The organism is Streptomyces viridifaciens (assembly GCF_001888885.2).
Lineage (GTDB): Bacteria > Actinomycetota > Actinomycetes > Streptomycetales > Streptomycetaceae > Kitasatospora > Kitasatospora aureofaciens.
On the sequence record NZ_CP090841.1, the window covers coordinates 2550079 to 2572593 of the forward strand.

Here is a 22515-nt window from a genome sequence, read left to right on the forward strand (position 1 = left end):
GGCACGGCGGAAGCAGCACCGTGAGGCTGCTCACCGAAGTCGGGAATCCGGGCCGATCGGAATCGGTACGCGGGAACGCGCGGCGTTGACGGTGTGTCGGAACGCGGGAAGTGCGCGGGGGACGGGCGCGCCGCCGGAAGGGAGCACGCGCGACGGCGGTCGGACGCTACCGCGCCCATCGCCGGTCAGAGGGTGTTCGCCGCCACCGGGGTCAGTGGGGTGGTGTCCCTGCTCACGAGGAACTCGGGCCGGCTCAGCCGCTCGGGGGCGTTGCTGACGGCGTTGTACGTCACCAGGAGCAGGGCCCGGCGGTCGTCCGAGAGGTTGTCGGTGGACGAGTGGACCAGCGTCGGATGGAAGGCGTAGATCGCCCCCTTCGGGCCGGTGGCGTACATGAGGCCGTACTCGCCCACGAGGTCGTCGGCGACCTGGTCGGGAACCGTGTACTCCAGGTCCGCCGAGACGTGGTTGCGCCAGTCGCCCCCGCCCCCGCTCGGCTCCTTGTCGAGCAGGCCCAGGTGATGGGTGCGCGGCACGATCTGCAGCGGACCGTTCTTCGCGTGCACCTCGTCGAGGTGGATCGCGATGTTGACCGCCTTGTCGGCGACCATTCCGTCCTCGTGGTGCCAGAAGGAGTAGTCCTGGTGCCAGGGCCAGGCGACGCCCTCCCTCGGCTGCTTCATGTTGACCTTGAACTGGTACACGTACACCGGCTCACCGAGCAGTTCCTCGGCGAGTCCGAGCAGCGCGGGCAGCCGCACGAGCCGCCGGCAGAGGTCGTCGAACAGATGACAGCCGTGGATGGCCCGTAAGGTGCGGGTGCCCTTCTCGTACACCGCCTCGGGCCGCTCCTGCGCGCTCAGTTCCTCGATGCGGGCGGTGATGCCCGCGACGAGTTCCGCGTCCAGGGTGTGCGGCGCCAGTAGCCAGCCCTCCCGCTCGTAGACGCTCTTGGCGGTCTCTGGCGTCGCGGCTTCCGGAACCCTTGTCACGTCGATCACGATGGTTTTCCCCCGGGGATCGGTGGTGGACTACGTTGTCGGCTGGAGTTTGACCGGTTTCCTCTGAACGGCTCTGAGCTTTCGCGGGGAGTTCATCGACGTCAGCCGGAGCTCCGGCTCGGCCGCGGCGGCCCGCAACAGCGCGAGGAACTTCTCCACGAGGTTCTGCATGGTGGCGCGATCGAAGAGGTCGGTGCTGTACAGCAGTTCTCCGACGACTCCTCGGCACTCCCCGTCCGGACCCTTCAGCTCGGTCAGACCGAGCCACATGTCGAAGCGCACGACGGGGAATTCGACGGGTTGGTCCAGGCATTCCACACCCGGCAGGCGGAGGGTGGAGTCACCCTTCTCGGTCACGTCGAGCACGACCTGGAAGAAGGCCTGCCGGGACAGTGAGCGACGCGGGTTCAGCTCCTCGACCAGCCGGTCGAACGGCACGTCCTGATGGCTGAAGGCCCCCAGGGCGGCGTCCCGGACCCGGGTCAGCAACTCCTCGAAGGTCGGGTCGCCGGAGGTGTCCGCTCTCACCACGAGCGTGTTGATGAAGAATCCGACCAGGTCGTCCAGGGCCTCGTCGACGCGGCCGGCGGTGGGGACCGCGATGGGAATGTCGTGTCCGGCGCCGAGGCGGGTCAGCGTCGCCGCCAGGGCGGCGTGGAACACCATGAAGGGGCTGGCACCGGCCCGCTTGGCCATCGCGGCCAACGACTCGTGCAGCTCCGCGTCCAGGTGCAGAGGGACGACGGCGCCGTGGCGCGAGGGGACCGCCGGACGCCGGCGGTCGAAAGGCAGGGGGATCTCGTCCGGTATTCCGGCGAGCGACCCTTTCCAGTACAGGAGTTGGCGGCTGATGAGACTATTCGGGTCCGACGCCTGCCCGAGCAGTTCGCGCTGCCATTCCGCGTAGTCGGTGTACTCGACCGGGAGGGGTTCCCACAAGGGCTCCCGCCCCTCGATCGCGGCGCGATAAGCGGCCGACATGTCGCGGAAGAGCGGCCCCAGGGACCATCCGTCCATCGCGATGTGGTGCATTACCAGGAGCAGGACGTGATCCTGTGGCCCGAGAATGAAGAGCCTTGCGCGTAAGGGGATTTCCTCGGCCAGATGGAAACCGCGAAGGGACTCGGCGGTCAGCCGCTCGGCCAACTCGGAACGGGTGGCCGGCGCCGTGAGAATCTCCAGCGGGACGTGCACCTCGCTCGGCTCCAGGATCCGCTGCCAGGGAACGCCACCCACGTCGACGAACACCGTCCGCAGCGTGCTCTGCCGGATGACCGTTCTCCGTAAGGCCGTTGTCAGCGCATCGTGGTCCACGGGACCGCGCAGCCGCACCGCGACGGGGACGTTCCAGGTGCCATTGGATTCTTCCAACTGATTTAGGAACCACAATCGCTGCTGGGTCAGCGATGCCTGGATCACGCGACTACTCCCAACGGGCTTGCCAAACGAAGAGGGATCGCTGGTTCTGAAGGGAAACGAGGGCCCTCACTGATCCGGTCGGCCCGAAAAGCGGGAAAGGGGACGACGCGGAATCGCATCGCGACGGTGCCCCTCCGTCGCCCTGTCGGGGACCTGACCATCTTCGCCCGTCCCAGGGCACCGCGCAAGCCCCTTTGACCACCATCCGTCACAACCGGGAGCTAAGCTCGCGTTCCCCGCCCTGTCGAATTTCAAACTCTGAACTTTGCCTTTAGTGACCATAATTGATGCTTATTCAGAGATGCATGGGAACGTCGGTCACGGTCCCTCGGCGGCCGCTGCTCTCGTGATCGACTTGGCGCTTCGCCCGAAATACTCCCGTAACGGAGGAGGGGGTTGAGCGGGGCGAGCGGGATGAGCGGTGGTGTCCCGAGATGATGCAGCCGATCAGGGCGAGGCGGCCGGGGTGGGCCCGCTACCGGGCCCACCCCCACGAGAACGGGTTTTGGACCCGGTCTTCGCGGACCTTCATGTGCACGCGGTCGATGGAGATCACCGGGTGGACGGAGTCGAGGGGTCGGTTCTGCCCCTCACCGCGCGCCGGGCCCCGGGCGGACGGTGATCTCCGTGATCTCGGCGTCCCGGGAGGCGTCCAGGGCGGCGATGATCGCCTTGGCCACGGACGCCGGCTCGATCCAGCGGCTGGCGTCGTACTCCTTGCCCTCCTGCTGGTGCACCTTGGCCTGCATGGCGGTGGCGGTGCGGCCCGGGTAGACCGAGGTGACCCGCACGCCGTTCGCGTGCTCCTCCTGGCGCAGCGCGTCGGCGAGCGCCTTCAGACCGTGCTTGCTGGCCGCGTACGCCGACCACTCGGCGTGGGCGGTGAGGCCGGCGCCGGAGTTGACGAACACCACGTGGCCCTTGGACTGCCGCAGCGAGGGCAGCAGCAGACGGGTCAGTTCGGCGGGCGCGAGCAGGTTGACGTTCAGCGTCTCCTGCCAGGCCTTCACCGGCAGGTCGCCGACCGGCCCCAGCTCGACCGTGCCCGCGACGTGCAGCAGCGAGTCGAGGGTGACGGGCAGCGCCTGGTGCCCGAACGCCCAGGACAGCTTGCCCGGGTCGCCGAGGTCCCCGACCAGGGTGTTGGCGCCCGGGAAGCGGTCGCGCAGTTCGGCGGCCCGGCGGGCGTCACGGGCGAGCAGCCAGAGCTCGTCCCCGCGCTCGGCGAGCTTCTCGGTCAGGGCGGCGCCGATGCCGGAACCGGCGCCGGTGATCAGATGTGCAGCCATGGATCCGATCCTCTCAGGCCTTGAGCTGCGCGAACACCTCGGCGGGCGTGTCGGCGAAGGTGATCAGCTCGGTGAGCGGGCGCGGCAGGAAGCCCTCGGCGTCCATCCGCTCCAGCTGGGTGCGCAGCCCCGAGTAGAAGCCCTCGGTGTCCAGGACGACGACCGGCTTGTCGAACATCCCGTGCTTCTTGAGCTCCACCACCTCGGTGACCTCGTCCATGGTGCCCATCCCGCCGACCAGGACGACGATGGCGTCCGCGCGGGCCGCCAGCTCCGCCTTCCGCTCGGCGAGGTCGCGGGTCACCACCAGCTCGTCGGCGCCGACGTACCCCTTGTGCTTCAGCATCTCGACCATCACCCCGACGAGCCGCCCGCCCGCCGCCTTCACCTCGTCGGCGAGCAGACCCATCAGTCCGGCGTTCGAGCCTCCCCACACCAGGGTGTGGCCACCCTCGCCGAGGAGCCGGGCGAACTCGGCGGCGGGGGCGGAGTAACGGTCGTCGAGCGAGTACGCGGAGCAGAAGACGCAGATATTCATAGTGCCGTCTGGTCTATCACGCCCGGCCGCCCCCGCTCACCGGCATTACGCCCCGCCCCCGTAGCCGTCCCCTAAAGTGCACCGCGTGCGTCACCTCGAGATATCCGACCTGATCACGGCCGTGGAGCCGCGCAACGGCCGGCGGCTCCCGGTCCGGCGCGCCGATGTCGTCCGGCAACTGCGCGCGAGCGGGGACGAACGCGCGGCCCGGATCGTCGGCGGACTGCCCGTCGACGGGGACGGCGTACTCGACCCCGACGCCGTGGACGGCCTGCTGATCAGCGTGCACACCGAACTCCAGCAGCTGAGCGAGGAACTCCGCATCGGCGAACGCCTGGTCCACGTACTCGGCCCGCTCTTCACCGCGATCCGGACGGCCACCGGACAGCCCGGGCCGTACCGCCTGGTCGACATCGGATGCGGCCTCGGCTACCTGGTCCGCTGGCTGGCCGCCACCGGCAAGCACCGGCCTGCCGTCCGGGCCGCCCTGCGCGGGACGGCCGTCGGAGCCCTGCTGCTGCTCGCCTCCGCGCTGACCGCCGTCATGCTCCTGCTGACGGCCCCCGACCACGCCCGGACCTACGCCACCCTGGCCGCCGGTGGCAACGGATTCCTGCTCCCGCTCATCCCCTACGCCGCCGCCGTACTCCTCTCCCTCGCCGCCTACTTCACCCTGCCGTTCCGCGCCGGCACACTCGCGATGGTCATCGGCCTCGGCCCGCTGACCCTGCTGCGCCCCCTCGCGGTCGCCGCCGGCTGTCTCGGCGCGGTGCTCAACGGCGGCGGCGCGTCCGGCCTGCTGGTCGGCGCGGTCGCGGGCGGCGCCGTGCTGTGCGTGGAGCCGCTGGTGCACCGGCGGTGGTACCGCCGGGTGCAGTGAGGGATGTGTTCGCCCGGCGGCCCGCTCGCCGAGCAGGCCACCGGGTCACAGCAGGTGTCGCCCGTCATGGCTTCGGATGCGAGACGATCACGGGTGTTGGAAGAGCACCTCCGGGTTCGCCGCCGACGGGCCGTCGAGCAAGGGCTGGTGGATTCCCTTCAGGGACTGGTCGAAGAAGGCTCCGACGTACTCCCGGGTCAGCTGCATCCCGCGCTCCGGCGAGGTGGTCGTCCCCGGGGGGAACGGCAGGCCGGCCGCGGCGGCCAGGACCGGGACGTCCGTGAAGCTGGAGTGGTTGGTGCCCGCGACGGCCAGCCAGGGCTTGTAGCCCTCCCAACCCGCCCAGGTCCGCCCCCAGGACGTCTCCCCGCCGCCGACGGCGTGGTCGCTCTGCTTGCCGAGCAGGAGGAACGCGCGTCCCTCGAGCTTGTCGGTCGGAATCGGCGGCCAGAACGCTCCGTCCATGTTCACCCCGGCCAGGATGCGCCGGTCCTCGGCCATCGCCGTCAGCGCCGACGCGCCGCCGATCGAGTGCCCGGCCATGCCGATGCGGTCGCGGTCGATCAGGTGCGCCAGGCTCCAGGCCGGGTGGTGCCCGGTCAGTTGGTCCAGGACGAAGGAGACGTCCTTCGCCCGACTGTCCGGGAGCGAGTCCGGTGCGCCGGTGTCGCACAGCGCGCAGCCGGGGGTGCTGCCGTCGGCGAGGGTCTCGCCGGAGTCCTCGTGGGTGTGGCCGACCAGGGCCACCACGTAGCCGTGACCGGCCAGGTCGGTGGCCAGGCCGGTCAGCGTGGCGCGGGGGTTCTCGAAGCCCGGGGAGAGGACCACCAGCGGGAACTTCCCGCCCGCGGCCTTCGCGCCGGTGTAGGCGTGGGTGTCGATGTTCACAACGTCCTGCGGCTGCAGTCCGGTACCCGCCGGAACCCGCGTCGCCACGAAGCCCTGTGCCTCGCCGAGGGTCATGTACGGAGCGGGCTCGCCGGTGCCGGGCCGGGCCGGGTAGAACATCGAGACCGCCAGCTGCCGCGGCCCGGCCGAGGGCACCCAGGGGTCGGTGCGGCTGTGGTCGGTCAGGTGCAGCACCTCCTCCCCCACCGCGTACCGCCCGGTCGGGCGGGGCAGCTCGGCGTGGAAGGCGGCAGGGGCAACGGCCGCGGCGGCAGCCGTAGTTGCGGACGGCGACGGCGAGGCCATCGCGGCCCCGGCCATCGGAAGCGGCAGAGCGAGCACAAGGGCGGCGACGGCCGCGATGCGGCGGGATCGGTTCATGCCCCTGACGTTAGGTTCGCCGCCCGCACCCTCGAATCAGCCCGATGGATGCCTTCTCCGGCCACGGCCATCCGGGCGATTCAGCGGCGTCATCCATTCGGATGACGCCGCCATGGCCCGCTCAGGCGTTGACGGCCGGGCGCTCGGTGGTGGCGATGGTGGCGGAGCCGATGACGCGGGTGCCGTCGTAGAGCACCACTGCCTGGCCGGGGGCGATGCCGCGGGCCGGGGCGTCGAGGCGGACGTGGAGGGTGTCGCCGACCATCGAGGCGGAGACGGGCACCTCCTCGCCGTGGGCGCGGAGCTGGGCGGTGTAGCGGCCCTCGGTGAGGGGCTCGGTGCCGCACCAGCGGGGGCGGATGGCGGTCAGGGCGGTGACGTCGAGGCCCTCGACGGGGCCGACGGTGACGGTGTTGTTCACCGGGGAGATGTCGAGGACGTAGCGCGGCTTGCCGTCGGCGGCCGGGCGGCCGATCCGCAGGCCCTTGCGCTGGCCGATGGTGAAGCCGTAGGCGCCGTCGTGCTCGCCGAGCTTGGTGCCGTCGACGTCGAGGATGTCGCCGGTGGCGGTGCCGAGGTGCCGGGCCAGGAAGCCCTGGGTGTCGCCGTCGGCGATGAAGCAGATGTCGTGGCTGTCGGGCTTCTTGGCGACGGCCAGGCCGCGGCGCTCGGCCTCCGCCCGGATCTCCTCCTTGGTGGTGTCACCGAGCGGGAAGAGGGAGTGGGCGAGCTGGTCGGCGTCGAGCACGCCGAGGACGTAGGACTGGTCCTTGGCGCCGTCCACCGCGCGGTGCAGCTCGCGCTCGCCGGACGGGAGGTCGACGATCCGGGCGTAGTGGCCGGTGCAGACGGCGTCGAAGCCGAGCGCGATCGCCTTGTCCAGCAGCGCGGCGAACTTGATCTTCTCGTTGCAGCGCAGGCAGGGGTTCGGGGTCCGTCCGGCCGCGTACTCGGCGACGAAGTCGTCGATCACGTCCTCGCGGAAGCGCTCGGCGAGGTCCCAGACGTAGAAGGGGATGCCGATCACGTCGGCGGCCCGCCAGGCGTCCCGGGAGTCCTCGATGGTGCAGCAGCCGCGCGCGCCGGTGCGGAAGGACTGCGGGTTGGCGGAGAGCGCCAGGTGGACGCCGGTCACCTCGTGCCCGGCTTCGACGGCGCGGGCGGCGGCGACGGCGGAGTCGACTCCGCCGGACATCGCCGCGAGCACGCGCAGGCGGCCGGTGGACGGAGTGGTCGGGGCACCCGGGAAGTCAGTCATGGTGAGTACAAGCGTACGGGGCCGCCGGACATGCCCAGGGCGGGCCCTCTCCCCGTACGGACTACCGGCGTACGGTCACCAGCCCGGCGTTGCGGGCCCGCTGCACGGCCGGGCCGATCGCGGCCGTCAGCGCCGTGACGTCCTCGCGCACCGAGGTGTGCCCGAGCGAGAACCGCAGCGAGGCGCGCGCCAGCAGCGGGTCGACGCCCATCGCGAGCAGCACGTGGCTGGGCTGCGGCACCCCGGCCGAGCAGGCCGAGCCGGTGGAGCACTCGATGCCCTGGGCGTCCAGCAGCATCAGCAGGGCGTCGCCCTCGCAGCCGGGGAAGGAGAAGTGGGCGTTGGCGGGCAGCCTGCCCTCCGCCGCCGGGTCGCCGTTGAGCACCGCGTCCGGGACGGCCGCCAGCACCCCGGCCACCAGCTCGTCGCGCAGCGCGCCCAGCGTCACCGCGTGCTCGGCCCGGTGCTCGACGGCCCAGGCCGCGGCGGCCGCGAAGCCGGCGGCGGCGGGGGCGTCCAGGGTGCCGGAGCGCACGTCGCGCTCCTGGCCGCCGCCGTGCAGCAGCGGTACGGGCGTGGCGCCGCGGGAGAGCAGCAGCGCGCCGATGCCGAACGGGCCGCCGATCTTGTGGCCGGTGACGGTGAGCGCGGTGAGCCCCGACTCGGCGAAGGAGACCGGGACCTGGCCCAGCGCCTGCACCGCGTCGGCGTGCATCGGGATGCCGTACTCGGCGGCCACGGCGGCGAGTTCGCGCACCGGCTGGACGGTGCCGACCTCGTTGTTGGCCCACATCACGGTGACCAGGGCCACCGACGCGGGGTCGCGCTCGATCGCCGCCCGCAGTTCCGCGGGGTGCACCCGGCCGTACCCGTCCACCGGCAGGTACTCGACCGTCGCGCCCTCGTGCTCGGAGAGCCAGTGCACCGCGTCGAGCACCGCGTGGTGCTCGACCGGGCTGGACAGCACCCGGGTGCGGGCCGGATCGGCGCCCCGGCGGGACCAGTACAAGCCCTTGACCGCCAGGTTGTCCGACTCGGTGCCCCCGCCGGTGAACACGATCTCGCTCGGGCGGGCGCCCAGCGACTCGGCCAGCGACTCGCGGGACTCCTCGACCACCCGGCGGGCCCGGCGGCCGGCCGCGTGCAGGGCCGAGGCGTTGCCGACCACCCCCAGGTGCGCCGTCATCGCGGCGATCGCCTCGGGCAGCATCGGCGTGGTCGCCGCATGGTCCAGGTATGGCATAACCATCCGATTGTAGAGGCCGCGACCCGGGGCCCCACCCGGTGCGCACCGATCCGGCCACCGATCCGGCCACTGATCCGGACGACGGCGTCCGGCACTGGTTTGTACCACTGTGCCGCCCAGCGGTTAGCCTGACGAACACTTCTCGAACGAACCAGGGGGGCGTCCATGTCGCAGTCGGTCGACCGCGCACTGACGCTGCTCGGCTCGCTCGGCGACGGACCGCTCTCGCTGGATCAGGCCGCGAGCAGCCTCGGGGTGCACAAGTCCACCGCGCTGCGGCTGCTGCGCACCCTGGAGGAGCACGGATTCGTCCGGCGCCAGCCCGACCTGCGCTACCGGGTCGGCGGCCGGGTGCTCTCGCTGGCACACCGCGCACTGGAGGACTTCGACGTCCGGCAGGTCGCCGCGCCGTACCTCGCCGCGCTCAACGCCCGCTGCGGCTACACCGTCCAGCTGGCCGTGCTGCACGACGGCGAGGTGCTCTACCTGGACGAGGTGGGCCCGCCGCCCACCGCCCTGCCGCCCCGGATCGGACGCCGCGCCCCGGTGACCGGGACGGCGGTCGGGCGGGTGCTGCTCGCCGGGCTGCCGGAGGACGGCACCCGCGAGGAGGAGCTGCCGGCCGAGCTGGCGGCGGTGCGCCGCCGGGGCTGGGCGGCCGAGTCGGCCGAGCACCGGGAGCCGGTGACCTGCGTGGCCGCGCCGGTCGCGGGCAGCGGCGGGCGGACGGTCGCGGCCTGCGCGCTGAGCGCCCCGGCCAGCCAGGTGGCGCCGGCCGAACTGGCCCGGATGCTGCCGGAGCTGCTCTGCACGGCCGAGGCGATCTCCCTCGCGTACGGCGGCTCGCCTACTCCTCGCTGGTGCGAGAACCGTTGCGGTGCCAGGCCCGCGGGGCGCGCCAGCCGTACCTCAGGGCGAGCATCCGCAGCCCGAAGGCGGTGAGCGCGGCGGCCGTGCCGGTGGCGCCGGTGAGCCGGTTCGCGCCGATCAGCGCGGCCACCAGGGCGGCGCCGACCAGGGCCGGGACGGCGTAGATCTCGCGGTCCCAGCGCAGCAGCGAGGGGATCTCCCCGGCCAGCACGTCGCGGATCACGCCGCCGCCGGCCGCGGTCACCATGCCGAGCGCGATCGCGGCTACCGCGCCCAGCCCGTAGTCGTGCGCCTTGGCGGTGCCGGTGACGCAGAACAGCCCGAGGCCGAGGGCGTCCAGGGTCTGCACCGCGCGGTTGATCCGCTCGACCTCGGGGTGCAGGAAGAACACCACCAGTGCGGCCGCGAGCGGGGTCACGAAGTAGCCGAAGTTGCTGAAGGCGGCCACCGGCGTGGCCCCGATGACCAGGTCGCGGATCACCCCGCCGCCCAGGGCGGTGGCCTCCGCGAGCACACAGATCCCGAAGATGTCCATGTTCTTGCGGACGGCGAGCAGCCCCCCGGAGAGGGCGAAGACGAATATGCCGGCCAGGTCGAGCGACTGCTGGACGTCGGAGGGGAAGATCTGCGAGGTCACCCTACAACTATGACCTGTCGCGAAACCTTCCCCTCCGATTCGAACCTAGGAACCCTGATTCTCCGGCGCATTCTCAGGGCTGTGCCCATCGTTCCCCTCGCTCCGCTCAGGGAAGTGGCAGGCCACCTGGTGCCCGGTCTCGAGCGCCGTCAGGAGCGGCTCCTGGCTCGCGCACACGTCCTGCGCCTTCCAGCAGCGGGTGCGGAACCGGCAGCCGCTCGGCGGGTTGATCGGCGAGGGCACGTCGCCCTTGAGCAGGATGCGCTCGCGGCCGCCGCTCTGGCGCCGGCGCGGGTCCGGCACGGGGACGGCCGACATCAGGGCGTTGGTGTACGGGTGCATCGGGCTGCGGTAGAGCGAGTCGCGGTCGGCGATCTCGACGATCTTGCCGAGGTACATCACCGCCACCCGGTCGGAGACGTGCCGCACCACCGAGAGGTCGTGCGCGATGATCAGGTAGGTCAGGCCGAGCTCCTGCTGGAGGTCGTCCAGCAGGTTGACCACCTGCGCCTGGATCGACACGTCGAGCGCCGAGACCGGCTCGTCCGCGACGATCATCTTCGGCTTCAGCGCGAGCGCCCGGGCGATGCCGATGCGCTGGCGCTGGCCGCCGGAGAACTCGTGCGGGTAGCGGTTGTAGTGCTCGGGGCTGAGCCCGCACAGCTCCAGCAGGTCCTGCACGGCCTTCTTGACGCCGCCCTCCGGCTGGACGCCCTGGAGCCTGAACGGCGCGCTGACGATGGTGCCGACGGTGTGCCGCGGGTTCAGCGAGGAGTACGGGTCCTGGAAGATCATCTGGATGTCGCGGCGCAGTGGCCGCATCGCGCCGACGCCCAGGTGGGTGATGTCGGTGCCCTCGAACTGGATCTTCCCGCCGGTGGGTTCGTCGAGCCGGGTGATCAGCCGCCCCATCGTGGACTTGCCGCAGCCGGACTCGCCGACGACGCCCAGCGTCTCACCGGCGTTGACCGTGAAGTCGATGCCGTCGACGGCCCGCACCGCGCCGGTCTGGCGCCGGAGCAGTCCGCCGCGGATCGGGAAGTGCCGGGTCAGGCCGGTCACCTTCAGCAGCGGCTCGCGCTCGGGCGCGGGTGCCGGCGAAGGGATGGTCGCCCCCTGAGTGTCCGTCATCGGTTCTCTCCAGAAAGGTGGTACGGGGCCGGGCTCACAGCCGGGGCGCGATCTCTTCGGTGAAGATGCGGTGCCGCTCGTCGGCCGCCAGGTGGCAGGCCGCGTGGTGCCCGGGCGCGGCCTCGGTCAGCACCGGGACCTCGCTCGTGGAGCGCCCGCCGGTCAGGGCGGCGTACGGGCAGCGCGGGTGGAACGCGCAGCCGGACGGCACGTTGATCAGGCTGGGCGGGGTGCCCTTCACCGGGACGAGCCGTTCCTGCAACTCCCGGTCCAGCCGCGGCATCGAGCCCAGCAGGCCCCAGGTGTAGGGGTGTTCGGGCGCGTCGAAGAGGCTCGCGGCGGGTCCGCGCTCGACGCACTTGCCGCCGTACATGACCAGGATGTCGTCGGCGAGCTCGGCGACCACCCCGAGGTCGTGGGTGATGATGATGACGGCGGAGCCGAACTCCTCCTGGAGGTCGCGGATGAGGTCCAGGATCTGCGCCTGGACGGTGACGTCCAGGGCGGTGGTGGGCTCGTCGGCGATCAGCAGCGAGGGGTCGTTGACCAGGGCCATGGCGATCATCGCGCGCTGGCGCATGCCGCCGGAGAACTGGTGCGGGTAGTCGTCCAGCCGGCGGTCGGGCTGCGGGATGCCGACCCGGTCGAGCATCTCGACGGCCCGGGCCCTGGCCTCCTTTTTGGTGGCCTTCGGGTGGTGCACCCGGTAGGCCTCGATGATCTGCGCGCCGACCGTGTAGTACGGGTGCATCGCGGTCAGCGGGTCCTGGAAGATCATCGCCAGTTCGCGGCCGCGCAGTTGGCGCACCCGGTCCGGTCCGGCCGCGATCAGGTCCTCGCCGTCGAGCAGGATCTCACCGCTGATCCGGGCCCGCTTGGAGCGGTGCAGGCCCATGATGCCGAGCGAGGTGACCGACTTCCCGGAGCCGGACTCGCCGACGATGCCCAGGGTGCGGCCCTTGTGCAGGTCGAAGCTGACCCCGTCCACCGAGCGGACCAGGCCGTCGTCGGTGTCGAAGTGGATCCGCAGGTCGCGGACGGACAGGAACGGGTCTCCCAGAGGAGCGGGAGCGGAGTCCGCCGGGGTCTTCTGGAGGTCGGTCACGAGAGCCTCACGCGGGGGTCGACGAGGGCGTACAGGAGGTCGACCACGAGGTTGCAGACGACGATGAAGAAGGCGGCGAGCAGCGTGACGCCGAGGACCTTGGGCAGGTCGTTGTCGTTGATCGCCTGGACGGCGAACTGGCCGACGCCGTTGAGCGAGAAGACCTGCTCGGTGATCAGCGCACCGCCGAGCAGCAGGCCGAGGTCCATGCCGAAGATGGTGACGATCGGGGTGAGCGCGGAGCGCAGTCCGTGCTTGACGACCACCTTGCGCTCGACCAGGCCCTTGGCCCGGGCGGTGCGGATGTAGTCCTCGCTCATCGTCTCCAGCATCCCGGCGCGGGTGAGCCGGGCGTAGAGCGCGGAGTAGAGGAAGGCCAGCGAGATCCACGGGAGGATCAGGTTGCGGGCCCACATCAGCGGGTCCTCGGTGAAGTCGACGTAGTGCAAGTTGTCCAGGATCGGCCACTCGTAGCTGAACACCGTCAGCAGCAGGGCGCCGGTGAAGAAGACCGGCAGCGAGACGCCGGCCAGGGCGACGCCCATGGAGAGCCGGTCGAAGACCGACCGCGGCTTGAGCGCGGAGATCACGCCGGTGGTGATGCCGGAGACCAGCCAGAGCACCGCCGCGCCGATGGCGAGCGAGATGGTCACCGGGATCCGGCTGGTCATCTCCGGCCAGACCTCCAGGTGGTTCTTGAAGGAGTAGCCGAAGCAGGGCACGTGGCAGGTGGCCGGTTCCGGGCCGAACTTGTACTCGGCGCCGCTGACCAGCCCCTTCAGGAAGTGCCAGTACTGGGTGTACAGCGGCTGCTCGAAGCCCAGGTTCTTCTTGACCGCCGCGATCGCCTCGGGCGACGGGTTCTTCCCGATGTACTGCGCGGCCAGCTGGTCGGCGGTCTCGCCGGCGAAGCGCGGAAGCAGGAAGAAGATCGCGAAGGTGACCGCGCTGACGACCAGCAGCAACGCCGCGGCCGCGAAGATCCTGCGGATGATGTAGGCAAACACAGTTGGGCGGCTCCGGCGGCCCGCCGCCGTCCGGGATCTGCCGGACGGCGGCGGGCGCCGCTGCCTTCACCTGCCTTCAGGGATGCGGAGCCAGGCTCTTTACTTGGTGGTGCCGATGTTCAGGTAGTCGTACTCACCCGAGAAGGCCGAGGTGGAGGCGACGTTGGTGGCGTTGTCCGGGCGGTACAGGAAGACCTTGAAGTCGGTCAGCGGGACGTAGACCGCGGACTCCATGACCTTCTTGTCGATGTCGCCGTAGATCTTCTCGCGGGCGGCCCGGTCGGGGTTGATCGCGGCGTCGTCGATCATCTTGTTGACGGCCGGGTCGTTCAGCTGGGCGATGTTGGTGTTGCCGGACGGCTTGATCGCGCGACCGTCGACGACCTGCTGCAGGAAGCCGTAGCCGGTCGGCCAGTCGGCCCCCCACTGCATCATCATCAGACCGATGTTGTGGTCCTCGGTGAACTGCGGGGCACCGGCCGAGTCGGTCAGGTACTTGCCCTGCGGGAACTGCTGGATCTCGGCGTTGATGCCGATGTTCTTCAGCTGCGCCTGGATCTGGGTGGCCGCGGCGACCTCGGTGGCACGCTCGGTGCGGGCGGTCAGGACGGTGCTGAAGCCGCCCTCCTTGCCGCAGGCCTTCAGGGATTCCTTGGCCTTGGCCTGGTCGCCCTTGTTGTCCTTGGTCTCGTACAGGTTGAAGTCCTGGTGGCCCGGGATGTCCGGCGGGAGCACGGTGTTGGCCACCTGGCCGCGGATCGGTCCGCCGAGCGCGGTCTGCACCGCGACCTTGTCGATCGCGTACTGGACGGCCTTGCGGCAGTCGATGTTGTCGAACGGCGCGACCTTGGTGTTGATCGCCATGTAGACCAGGCGGCCGCCGTAGGCGTTGTCGGTCTTGGCCTTGAGCTTCGGGTCGCGCAGGATCTGCGCCTGGGTCTGCGGGTCGACGCCGCCGCCCACCAGGTCGACCTGGGCGTTGCCGGCCAGCAGGTCCTTGTCGATGGTGGCCTGGTCGATGTTCATCTTGAGCACGATCTTGTCCGACAGCTGCTTGCGGATCGGATCAGTGCTCTTGTCCCAGTTGGTGTTCGGGACCAGGACGGCCTGCTTGCCGTCCTCGTAGGACTCGAACTTGTAGGTGCCCGAGGACATGATGTGCTTCACGTAGTCGGCACCGGTGTCCTTGGCCTGCGGGACCGGCGCGGTCTGCGGGGCGCTGACCAGGTAGTCGAAGTCGGCGAAGGGGTGCTGCAGGTGGAAGACGATCGTGGTGTCGTCCGGGGTCTCGATCGACTTCAGGTCGCCGGTCTTGTCCTTGTACGGGCCCTGGTACGGCGTCGGGTTGTCGACCAGCAGGTCGTGGAAGTACGTCGGGCCGTTGGAGTTCACCTCGGGCGCGTAGTTCGAGCGCTCCACGGCGTACTTGACGTCCTTGGAGGTGATCGGGGTGCCGTCGTCGTACTTCAGGCCCGCGCGCAGCTTGTACGTCCAGGTCAGGCCGTCCGCGCTGGGCTGGCCCATCGACTCGGCGAGGTCCGGGACCAGCTTGTTGCCGTCCGCGCCGGCGGCCGGGTTGAAGGTGGTCAGCGGACGGCCGTACAGGCGCGAGAAGTTGTAGATGTACGCGTAGTACGTGTTGCCCGGGTCGAGGGAGTCCGGGGTGCCCTTCATCTCGTAGGTGACCGTCCCCCCCTTCTTGTCCGAGGCGTTGACGATCTGCTTGGTGGCCGCGTCGGCACCGCCGCCGCCCGCGTTGCCGGAGGAGGAAGAGGAGCTGTCGCCGCTCTTGGAACTGGACGAACAACCGGTGACGACCAGGACCGCGGCGGCGGCCGCGGCGGTCAGCGCGACGGTACGGGACCTACGCATGGGTGAGATCAACCCCTTGAGGTGTGGAGGAAGGAGGGTACTGACGGGAAGTCAGTTGCTCTTGGGATCGAGGGCGTCACGCAGCCCGTCGCCGAGCAGGTTGAACGCGAGCACGGTGATGAAGATCGCCAGGCCGGGGACCACCATGTACTGGGGGTCCACCTGGTAGTAGTTCTTCGCGTCGGCGAGCATGCCGCCCCAGGAGGACTGCGGGGGCTGGATGCCGACGCCGAGGAAGCTCAGGCCGGCCTCGAAGAGGATGTTGGTCGGGATCAGCAGGGTCGAGTAGACCAGGATCGGGCCGACCAGGTTCGGCAGCAGCTCCTTGAACAGGATGAACGGGCCGCGGGCGCCGAGGCTGCGGGCCGCGTGGACGAACTCCCGCTCGCGCAGCGAGAGGGTCTGTCCGCGCACGATCCGGCCCATGTAGGGCCAGTTGAAGAATCCGATCACGAAGATCAGCACCATGATGTGCAGCGGGAGGCCGTGCAGGCCGAACGCGCCGCCCTGGAGCGAGGCGGAGATCGCGATGGCGAACAGCAGCAGCGGGAACGCCAGGAAGACGTCCATCAACCGGCTGATCACGGTGTCCACCCAGCCGCCGTAGTAGCCGGCCATCACGCCGAGCACGGTGCCGAGGGTGTTGGACAGGACGGTCGCGCCGAAGGCGACCAGCAGGGAGACCCAGGAGCCGTCGACCACGCGGGCGAGCAGGTCGCGGCCCTGCAGCGGGTCGATGCCGAGCGGGTGGTCCGCGCTCATCCCGCCCCAGTCGCCGAGCGGGAGTCCACCGAGGTCGGCGTCCAGCAGATCGGTGTTCGGCTGGTCGGGGTCGAGCCCGAACAGGGACTCCAGCGGCCCGGCCAGGAGGGCCAGCAGGATCAGCAGGATCACCACGATGCCGCCGGCGACGGCGGCCTTGTCCCGCTTGAAGCGGGTCCAGGCGATCCGACCGAGGGAACGGCCCTCGATCGTCTTGGCCGGGCTCGGGGAGGCGGGTGCCTCGGGTGCGTTCCCGGCGGTTGTCATGGGTGCGGTCATGGTCAGTTGGTCCCCTCGCCGACGGTGGCCGGCCCACGGGTGCCGGGCGCCGGTTCGGCGGTACGGCTGCGGACGTGCGGAGGTGCTAGGTGCAGGTGTTCGCGGCAGTACGTCGTGCACGGGTACTGCCTCCACGCGGGATGGGCGTCGCGTGGATCGAGCGGTCGGCGTGCGCGTTCACCTTCGTGGGGTTTCCAGTACGCGCGATGCGTTGCGCAGAACTCTCTGCCATCCGAACTGGCTTGCGCCAGCCCTGACAAGCGACAGATGCCCAACTGTGATCTGCACGCATGCACCTTCCCGATCTTCGGCATATCCCTCTTCACACGGCTGTAACTGCCATGTCAAGATGTGCCGGCACCCGGAACGGAAATTCGTCCCGAAAGCACCGAAGCCGACCTGATCAGGGATCAAGTCGGCTTCGTGGTAAAGGCTTTAACAAGAGCGGGTTTGGCAATCAGCGGCCGGGGTATCCGGGCCACGGCGGCTGGGGCTGCTGCCCCCAGCCCGGTGCGGGCGGCTGGGTGCCGTAAGCCCACCCCGAAGACGGCTGCCCGGGCATCGACTGACCGGGGATCGGCCGGCCCGGCATCGACTGCCCCGGGTACGGCGGCACCGGCGGGTACGGGCCCGTCGGCGGGCGGCCCGCCTCCCGGTCGAAGAACGGCCGCGCGTTGGCGCGCATCCACAGCGCCACCGGGTCGTACTCGTCCGCCATCGCCACCGTGGACACCGCGAGCCCCTCCGGGGCCACCGCGATCGCCCGCTGCATCAGCGCCCGCACCGCCTCCACCGCCGGCGGAGAACTCTCGTACAGGTCGAGGCCGATAGCCAGGTACGGCTCCCCCACCGAGGGCTGCACCCAGGCCCGGCGCAGCGCCCGGACGGCGCGCACCTCGCCCGCCTGCCGCTCCAGCAGCGCGAAGAACTGCTGGGCGTTCACCTGCGGCTCGCTCAGCTTCAACGGACCGGCCGGCAGCCGGTCCAGGCCCGCGGCGATCCGCCGCAGGTCCGCCCACGGCACCCCGACCCCGCCGCCCGGCGCGTGCGGGTTGAGCCACAGGCCCCAGCGGGTGCGGTACAGCGACGCCGCGATCTCCCGCCCGGAGATGACCTCGTGGGCCCGCGCCCAGCCGGAGGCCGTCAGCTGCTCGGGCGAGGTGACGGCCGGCGCGTAGCCGTGGCCGCTGATCTCCATGTTCCCGTACTGGGCATCCGGACTGCCCGGGCTGCCGTGCCACAGCAGCATCAGGACCTGGCCCTCGGCCAGCGCGTGCAGCAGCCGCTCGTACGCGTCCCAGCGCTCCGGCGCGACCTCGCGCAGGGCCTGCTCCAGCGCGCCCGGATCCGCGCCCGGGCGCCCGGCCGGTGCCTGGCCCCAGGGCCCCGGCACCCCGCCCGCTCCCGTTCCCGCACTCATGCGCCCACCTCGCCGCGCCTCGTTCCTGAACCCGCCGGCCCGTCAGCCGCCTGCACGCACCCTATGGCGCGGCACCGGCCGCCGCCACGGCGACGTGCCTGTGAAGGATCCCCGCTCACACCCGCGAGTAGAAGGGCATGACCTGGGTCAGCAGCCACTCGACCACCGGGTCGTCGGCGAGGTCGAGCAGCACGAGGTGGACGCCGCCCGGCAGCGGCGCGGTTCCCAGGGCCCGCCCGAGCGCCTCGTTCACCGCCCCCGGGTCGGCCGGGGCCGCCGGGTCCAGCTGGACGCCCACGAACATCACGGTCGGCTCGCCCTCGATGCTGGCCAGCGCCCGGCGCGCGGTCAGGACACCCGGCAGGGCCGACAGTTCGGCCCGGCAGGCGGCCAGGAAATGCTCCGGGTCCTCGCCCGGCACCGGCTCGCGCAGCGCCACCCGGCCGCCGGTCGGCGCCTCCGACGCGTTCTCGGTGTGCTCCCAGCGGGCGGCCTCCCGAGGGCCCCGGCGCAGCTCCGCCACGCCCTGCGGAGGCACCGGGATGCCCACCGCCGCCTCCGGGTTGACCGCGATGCCCACGCCCAGCGGCAGTCCGCGGGCGAACTCCCAGGCCGGCGCGATCGCGAAGGCCATCCCCGGCGCCTGCTGCAGGAACACCTCCTGCGAGGAGAACACCGGCACGTACGGGGCCCCGGCCAGCTCGACGGTCGGCAGGTCCAGCGACTGCCCGTTCGGGTCGCCCCCGGCCGGCAGCGGGATCCACACCTGGCTGCGGGCCAGCACCTCGATCACCCGCGGCGTCGCCCCCGGGTCGCCCAGCGCGGCCGTCAGCACCTGCTCCAGCTCGTTCGCCGGCCACGCGCCGCCCGACGGCGCCGCCTGCGGCCCGTCCCACCCCTGCTGCTGCTCCACCGGGTACCCCATGCGCCGCCGTCCGCCCTCGTGCCGGGTCGGCCGCCCACTGCTGCGCCGACGCGGAAGAGTTTAGGGCTCGTGTTCGGCTCCGTGCCGTGCGACCGGGTCCCCCCTCCCCTCCTCCGCGCGGACGTGCCATGATGTGCGCGTCCGACGGCATGCGCCGCGGGCCCCCACAACTCCACACCGGCCGCTCGAACCCGCGCGGGAGAGCCCGGAGTGCCCCGCAGGGGGCACAGCCGGCGCCGAAGGAGCAAGTCCTCCCCGGAATCTCTCAGGCCCCCCTACCGCGCGGGTTAGGCACATCTGGAAAGCGGCGCACGGCCCTGTCGCGCGCCCACCCACGGTGCAAGCCGCCGTCCTGTCCCCGATGCTGGAACCAGCTGATGCTGGCACCAGCTGCGGGCAGGTGGGCGGTGAAGCTCTCAGGTTCGACGACAGATGGGGAGACCCACGCCGCCGCATGCCCGCGCGCAGGGTCGGTCCCGAGCGGGTCCGGTTCCGGCGCGCGCACCCCTGAGTGCCCCGACCGAGGAGTTCCTGGCCATGTCGTCCCTCCGCCTCACCGCGCTCGACGCGCTGCACCGCGCCCTCGGCGCGACCATGACCGACTTCGCCGGCTGGGACATGCCGCTGCGCTACGGCAGCGAGCGCGAGGAGCACCTCGCCGTCCGCACCAAGGCCGGCCTGTTCGACCTCTCGCACATGGGCGAGATCACCGTCACCGGCCCGCAGGCCGGCGAGATGCTGGACCACGCCCTGGTCGGCTTCGTCTCGGCGCTCGGCGTGCTGCGCGCCCGCTACACCATGATCTGTGCCGAGGACGGCGGCATCCTGGACGACCTGATCGTCTACCGCCTGCGCGAGGACGCCTTCCTGGTGGTCGCCAACGCCTCCAACGCCCAGCTGGTGCTGGACGAGCTGATCGCCCGCGCCAAGGGCTTCGACGCCGTCGTCACCGACGACCGCGACACCTACGCGCTGATCGCCGTCCAGGGCCCGGAGGCCACCGCCATCCTGGCGAAGACCACCGACGCCGACCTGCCCGGCCTGAAGTACTACGCGATCCTCCCGGCGAAGGTGGCCGGCCGCGAGGTGCTGCTGGCCCGCACCGGCTACACCGGCGAGGACGGCTTCGAGATCTTCTGCCACCCGGTCGACGCCGAGCCCGTCTGGCAGGCGCTGACCGCCGCGGGCGAGGGCCACGGCCTGGTCCCCTGCGGTCTGTCCTGCCGCGACACGCTGCGCCTGGAGGCGGGCATGCCGCTGTACGGGCACGAGCTGTCCACCGACCTGACTCCGTTCGACGCGGGCCTGGGCCGGGTCGTCCGCTTCGACAAGACCACCAACGACGGCGCGTTCGTCGGCCGCAAGGCGCTGGAGCAGGCGGCGGCCGCGGCCGAGAGCAACCCGCCGAAGGTGCTGGTCGGCCTGGTCTCCGAGGGCAAGCGCGTGCCGCGCGCCGAGTACACGGTGGTCTCCACCGACGGCGCCCCGATCGGCCGGATCACCTCCGGCGCGCCGTCCCCGACGCTGGGGAAGCCGATCGCGATGGCCTACGTCGACGCGGCCCACGCCGAGCCGGGCACCACCGTCGCCGTGGACGTGCGCGGCAAGCACGAGCCCGTCCAGGTCGTGGCGCTGCCGTTCTACAAGCGCGCCCGCTGAGGCCTCGCAGGACCCCTCGATTTCCCATACGCGCACGTCGGAGCCGTCCGTGCGGCGGCCCGCTGCGTCGTACCCGCTTCCCATCCTGGAGAATGACGCCATGAGCAACCCCCAGCACCTGCAGTACACCAAGGAGCACGAGTGGCTGACCGCCGCCGTGGACGGTGTCTCCACGGTCGGCATCACCAAGCACGCCGCCGACGCGCTCGGTGACATCGTCTACGTGCAGCTGCCCGAGGTCGGCGACACCGTGACCGCCGGCGAGACCTGTGGCGAGCTGGAGTCCACCAAGTCGGTCAGCGACCTGTACTCCCCGGTGACCGGCGAGGTCACCGAGGTCAACCAGGACGTCCTGGACGACAACGCCCTGGTCAACAGCGCCCCGTTCGAGGCCGGCTGGCTGTTCAAGGTCCGCGTCGAGGCCACTGACGAGCTGCTCAGCGCCGACGAGTACGACGCGCTCACCAACCCCCAGGGCTGAGCCCCGCAGGGACGGGCCGCGGCAGCGCGGTCCGTCCCGCCCCGGCCCCTTTCCCTCCTCCTCCCGGGAAGACCACACCATGACGGTTCTCAACCAGTCCCTGCACGCCCTCGACCCGGAGATCGCCGCCGCGGTCGACGCCGAGCTGCACCGCCAGCAGACCACCCTGGAGATGATCGCCTCCGAGAACTTCGCCCCGGTGGCGGTCATGGAGGCCCAGGGCTCGGTGCTCACCAACAAGTACGCCGAGGGCTACCCCGGCCGCCGCTACTACGGCGGTTGCGAGCACGTCGACGTGGTCGAGCAGATCGCGATCGACCGCATCAAGGCCCTGTTCGGCGCCGAGCACGCCAACGTCCAGCCGCACTCCGGCGCGCAGGCCAACGCCGCCGCGATGTTCGCGCTGATCCAGCCGGGCGACACCATCCTGGGCCTGAACCTGGCCCACGGCGGTCACCTGACCCACGGCATGAAGATCAACTTCTCCGGCAAGCTCTACAACGTGGTCGCGTACCACGTCGACGAGAAGACCGGTCAGGTCGACATGGCCGAGGTCGAGCGCCTGGCCAAGGAGCACCAGCCGAAGCTGATCATCGCCGGCTGGTCCGCCTACCCGCGCCAGCTGGACTTCGCCGAGTTCCGCCGGGTCGCCGACGAGGTCGGCGCGCTGCTCATGGTGGACATGGCCCACTTCGCCGGCCTGGTGGCCGCGGGCCTGCACCCGAACCCGGTGCCGTACGCGGACGTGGTCACCACCACCACCCACAAGACCCTGGGCGGCCCGCGCGGCGGCGTCATCCTGTCCAAGGCCGAGTGGGCCAAGAAGATCAACTCCGCGGTCTTCCCCGGCCAGCAGGGCGGCCCGCTGGAGCACGTGATCGCGGGCAAGGCCGTCGCCTTCAAGGTCGCCGCCTCGGAGGAGTTCAAGGAGCGCCAGCAGCGCACCCTGGAGGGCGCCAAGATCCTCGCCGAGCGCCTGCTGCAGGCCGACGTCGCCGAGGCCGGCGCCTCCGTGCTGTCCGGCGGCACCGACGTCCACCTGGTCCTGGTCGACCTGCGCAACAGCCAGCTCGACGGCCAGCAGGCGGAGGACCGGCTGCACGAGGTCGGCATCACCGTCAACCGCAACGCCGTCCCGAACGACCCGCGCCCGCCGATGGTCACCTCCGGCCTGCGCATCGGCACCCCGGCCCTGGCCACCCGCGGCTTCAAGGCCGAGGACTTCCGCGAGGTCGCCGACATCATCGCCGAGGCGCTCAAGCCCGCCTTCGACGAGACCGTCGCCGCCGCCCTGAAGGCCCGGGTCACCGCCCTGGCCGAGAAGTACCCGCTCTACCCGAACCTGGCCGGCCAGGAGTGATCCCGTTCGGGATGAGGTGACCGGCCTCACCCCGCCGGTGCACCTGCGGCCCCGGGGCACCGCGCACACTGGACAGTGCGCGCGGTGCCCCGTCCCGTGTCATCCCC

General features: G+C 71.2%; 20 protein-coding genes and 1 riboswitch. Of the genes, 5 read left to right on the plus strand and 15 right to left on the minus strand.

All coding sequences use genetic code 11. The features are described 5' to 3' along the window. Positions 1 to 185: 185 nt before the first annotated feature. The 4 genes from BOQ63_RS18400 to BOQ63_RS18415 form a co-directional block, all read right to left on the minus strand. Entirely contained in the window at positions 186 to 1001 is an 816-nt protein-coding gene (locus BOQ63_RS18400; RefSeq protein ID WP_499504368.1) for a phytanoyl-CoA dioxygenase family protein, read from the minus strand. 30 nt (positions 1002 to 1031) lie between these two features. Then, positions 1032 to 2420 carry a condensation domain-containing protein gene (locus BOQ63_RS18405; protein ID WP_030287008.1) on the minus strand — a complete coding sequence of 463 codons (1389 nt, stop codon included), beginning with the start codon at positions 2418 to 2420 and terminating at the stop codon, positions 1032 to 1034. Between the two features lie 590 nt (positions 2421 to 3010). Further along, positions 3011 to 3709, minus strand: coding sequence for an SDR family oxidoreductase (locus tag BOQ63_RS18410; RefSeq protein WP_030287010.1), 699 nt, complete (start codon positions 3707 to 3709; stop codon positions 3011 to 3013). A 13-nt stretch (positions 3710 to 3722) separates the two neighbouring features. Continuing rightward, positions 3723 to 4247, minus strand: coding sequence for an LOG family protein (locus BOQ63_RS18415; protein ID WP_030287012.1), 525 nt, complete (start codon positions 4245 to 4247; stop codon positions 3723 to 3725). Positions 4248 to 4332: 85 nt separating this feature from the next. Here BOQ63_RS18415 and BOQ63_RS18420 point away from each other — a divergent pair, with 85 nt between their 5' ends. After that, the gene (locus BOQ63_RS18420) at positions 4333 to 5127 is read left to right on the plus strand and encodes a class I SAM-dependent methyltransferase (RefSeq protein ID WP_046387365.1); all 795 of its coding nucleotides are present in this window, start codon (positions 4333 to 4335) and stop codon (positions 5125 to 5127) included. Between the two features lie 87 nt (positions 5128 to 5214). On the opposite strand, the gene BOQ63_RS18425 is transcribed toward BOQ63_RS18420, so the two are convergent. The 3 genes from BOQ63_RS18425 to BOQ63_RS18435 form a co-directional block, all read right to left on the minus strand. Then, positions 5215 to 6396, minus strand: coding sequence for an alpha/beta hydrolase family protein (locus tag BOQ63_RS18425; protein WP_072654640.1), 1182 nt, complete (start codon positions 6394 to 6396; stop codon positions 5215 to 5217). Positions 6397 to 6517: 121 nt separating this feature from the next. Beyond that, entirely contained in the window at positions 6518 to 7654 is a 1137-nt protein-coding gene (gene mnmA, locus BOQ63_RS18430; protein WP_030287018.1) for a tRNA 2-thiouridine(34) synthase MnmA, read from the minus strand. A gap of 61 nt (positions 7655 to 7715) precedes the next feature. Next, positions 7716 to 8897, minus strand: coding sequence for a cysteine desulfurase family protein (locus BOQ63_RS18435; RefSeq protein ID WP_030287020.1), 1182 nt, complete (start codon positions 8895 to 8897; stop codon positions 7716 to 7718). Positions 8898 to 9065: 168 nt separating this feature from the next. Here BOQ63_RS18435 and BOQ63_RS18440 point away from each other — a divergent pair, with 168 nt between their 5' ends. After that, on the plus strand, positions 9066 to 9842 hold the full coding sequence (locus tag BOQ63_RS18440) for an IclR family transcriptional regulator (protein WP_030287022.1): 777 nt from the start codon (positions 9066 to 9068) through the stop codon (positions 9840 to 9842). On the opposite strand, the gene BOQ63_RS18445 is transcribed toward BOQ63_RS18440, so the two are convergent. The 8 genes from BOQ63_RS18445 to BOQ63_RS18480 form a co-directional block, all read right to left on the minus strand. Then, entirely contained in the window at positions 9748 to 10407 is a 660-nt protein-coding gene (locus tag BOQ63_RS18445; RefSeq protein ID WP_030287024.1) for a trimeric intracellular cation channel family protein, read from the minus strand. The genes BOQ63_RS18440 and BOQ63_RS18445 overlap by 95 nt on opposite strands. A gap of 45 nt (positions 10408 to 10452) precedes the next feature. Then, positions 10453 to 11538 carry an ABC transporter ATP-binding protein gene (locus BOQ63_RS18450; RefSeq protein WP_072654642.1) on the minus strand — a complete coding sequence of 362 codons (1086 nt, stop codon included), beginning with the start codon at positions 11536 to 11538 and terminating at the stop codon, positions 10453 to 10455. 34 nt (positions 11539 to 11572) lie between these two features. Beyond that, a complete protein-coding gene (locus BOQ63_RS18455; protein WP_030287028.1) occupies positions 11573 to 12643 on the minus strand; it encodes an ABC transporter ATP-binding protein in 1071 nt (356 codons plus the stop codon). After that, positions 12640 to 13650, minus strand: a complete 1011-nt coding sequence (locus tag BOQ63_RS18460) for an ABC transporter permease (RefSeq protein WP_030287030.1) — start codon at positions 13648 to 13650, stop codon at positions 12640 to 12642. The genes BOQ63_RS18455 and BOQ63_RS18460 overlap by 4 nt, the downstream gene beginning before the upstream one ends. A 99-nt stretch (positions 13651 to 13749) precedes the next feature. Then, complete coding sequence (locus tag BOQ63_RS18465; RefSeq protein ID WP_030287032.1) at positions 13750 to 15522, minus strand: ABC transporter substrate-binding protein; 1773 nt, start codon at positions 15520 to 15522, stop codon at positions 13750 to 13752. Positions 15523 to 15573: 51 nt separating this feature from the next. Then, complete coding sequence (locus BOQ63_RS18470; RefSeq protein WP_030287034.1) at positions 15574 to 16563, minus strand: ABC transporter permease; 990 nt, start codon at positions 16561 to 16563, stop codon at positions 15574 to 15576. Between the two features lie 457 nt (positions 16564 to 17020). Next, positions 17021 to 17983 carry an enhanced serine sensitivity protein SseB C-terminal domain-containing protein gene (locus BOQ63_RS18475; RefSeq protein WP_079183665.1) on the minus strand — a complete coding sequence of 321 codons (963 nt, stop codon included), beginning with the start codon at positions 17981 to 17983 and terminating at the stop codon, positions 17021 to 17023. Between the two features lie 115 nt (positions 17984 to 18098). Then, positions 18099 to 18908 (minus strand): enhanced serine sensitivity protein SseB C-terminal domain-containing protein, encoded by an 810-nt coding sequence (locus BOQ63_RS18480; protein ID WP_030287038.1) that lies wholly within the window; start codon positions 18906 to 18908, stop codon positions 18099 to 18101. A 186-nt stretch (positions 18909 to 19094) separates the two neighbouring features. Next, a riboswitch (glycine riboswitch) is annotated at positions 19095 to 19199 on the plus strand. A gap of 246 nt (positions 19200 to 19445) precedes the next feature. Here BOQ63_RS18480 and gcvT point away from each other — a divergent pair. The 3 genes from gcvT (at position 19446) to glyA (ending at position 22408) form a co-directional block, all read left to right on the plus strand. Then, the gene (gene gcvT, locus BOQ63_RS18485) at positions 19446 to 20567 is read left to right on the plus strand and encodes a glycine cleavage system aminomethyltransferase GcvT (RefSeq protein WP_030287040.1); all 1122 of its coding nucleotides are present in this window, start codon (positions 19446 to 19448) and stop codon (positions 20565 to 20567) included. A 100-nt stretch (positions 20568 to 20667) separates the two neighbouring features. Next, complete coding sequence (gene gcvH, locus BOQ63_RS18490; RefSeq protein WP_030287042.1) at positions 20668 to 21048, plus strand: glycine cleavage system protein GcvH; 381 nt, start codon at positions 20668 to 20670, stop codon at positions 21046 to 21048. Positions 21049 to 21127: 79 nt separating this feature from the next. Next, a complete protein-coding gene (gene glyA / locus BOQ63_RS18495; protein ID WP_030287044.1) occupies positions 21128 to 22408 on the plus strand; it encodes a serine hydroxymethyltransferase in 1281 nt (426 codons plus the stop codon). Positions 22409 to 22515 lie beyond the last annotated feature (107 nt).

Bases quoted from the DNA above. Each gene is read 5' to 3' on its own strand.
- BOQ63_RS18410 (WP_030287010.1), bottom strand. From the start codon at position 3,709: ATGGCTGCACATCTGATCACCGGCGCCGGTTCCGGCATCGGCGCCGCC.
- BOQ63_RS18415 (WP_030287012.1), bottom strand. From the start codon at position 4,247: ATGAATATCTGCGTCTTCTGCTCCGCGTACTCGCTCGACGACCGTTAC.
- BOQ63_RS18425 (WP_072654640.1), bottom strand. From the start codon at position 6,396: ATGAACCGATCCCGCCGCATCGCGGCCGTCGCCGCCCTTGTGCTCGCT.
- mnmA (WP_030287018.1), bottom strand. From the start codon at position 7,654: ATGACTGACTTCCCGGGTGCCCCGACCACTCCGTCCACCGGCCGCCTG.
- BOQ63_RS18435 (WP_030287020.1), bottom strand. From the start codon at position 8,897: ATGCCATACCTGGACCATGCGGCGACCACGCCGATGCTGCCCGAGGCG.
- BOQ63_RS18440 (WP_030287022.1), top strand. From the start codon at position 9,066: ATGTCGCAGTCGGTCGACCGCGCACTGACGCTGCTCGGCTCGCTCGGC.
- BOQ63_RS18450 (WP_072654642.1), bottom strand. From the start codon at position 11,538: ATGACGGACACTCAGGGGGCGACCATCCCTTCGCCGGCACCCGCGCCC.
- BOQ63_RS18465 (WP_030287032.1), bottom strand. From the start codon at position 15,522: ATGCGTAGGTCCCGTACCGTCGCGCTGACCGCCGCGGCCGCCGCCGCG.
- BOQ63_RS18470 (WP_030287034.1), bottom strand. From the start codon at position 16,563: ATGACCGCACCCATGACAACCGCCGGGAACGCACCCGAGGCACCCGCC.
- BOQ63_RS18475 (WP_079183665.1), bottom strand. From the start codon at position 17,983: ATGAGTGCGGGAACGGGAGCGGGCGGGGTGCCGGGGCCCTGGGGCCAG.
- BOQ63_RS18480 (WP_030287038.1), bottom strand. From the start codon at position 18,908: ATGGGGTACCCGGTGGAGCAGCAGCAGGGGTGGGACGGGCCGCAGGCG.
- gcvT (WP_030287040.1), top strand. From the start codon at position 19,446: ATGTCGTCCCTCCGCCTCACCGCGCTCGACGCGCTGCACCGCGCCCTC.
- gcvH (WP_030287042.1), top strand. From the start codon at position 20,668: ATGAGCAACCCCCAGCACCTGCAGTACACCAAGGAGCACGAGTGGCTG.
- glyA (WP_030287044.1), top strand. From the start codon at position 21,128: ATGACGGTTCTCAACCAGTCCCTGCACGCCCTCGACCCGGAGATCGCC.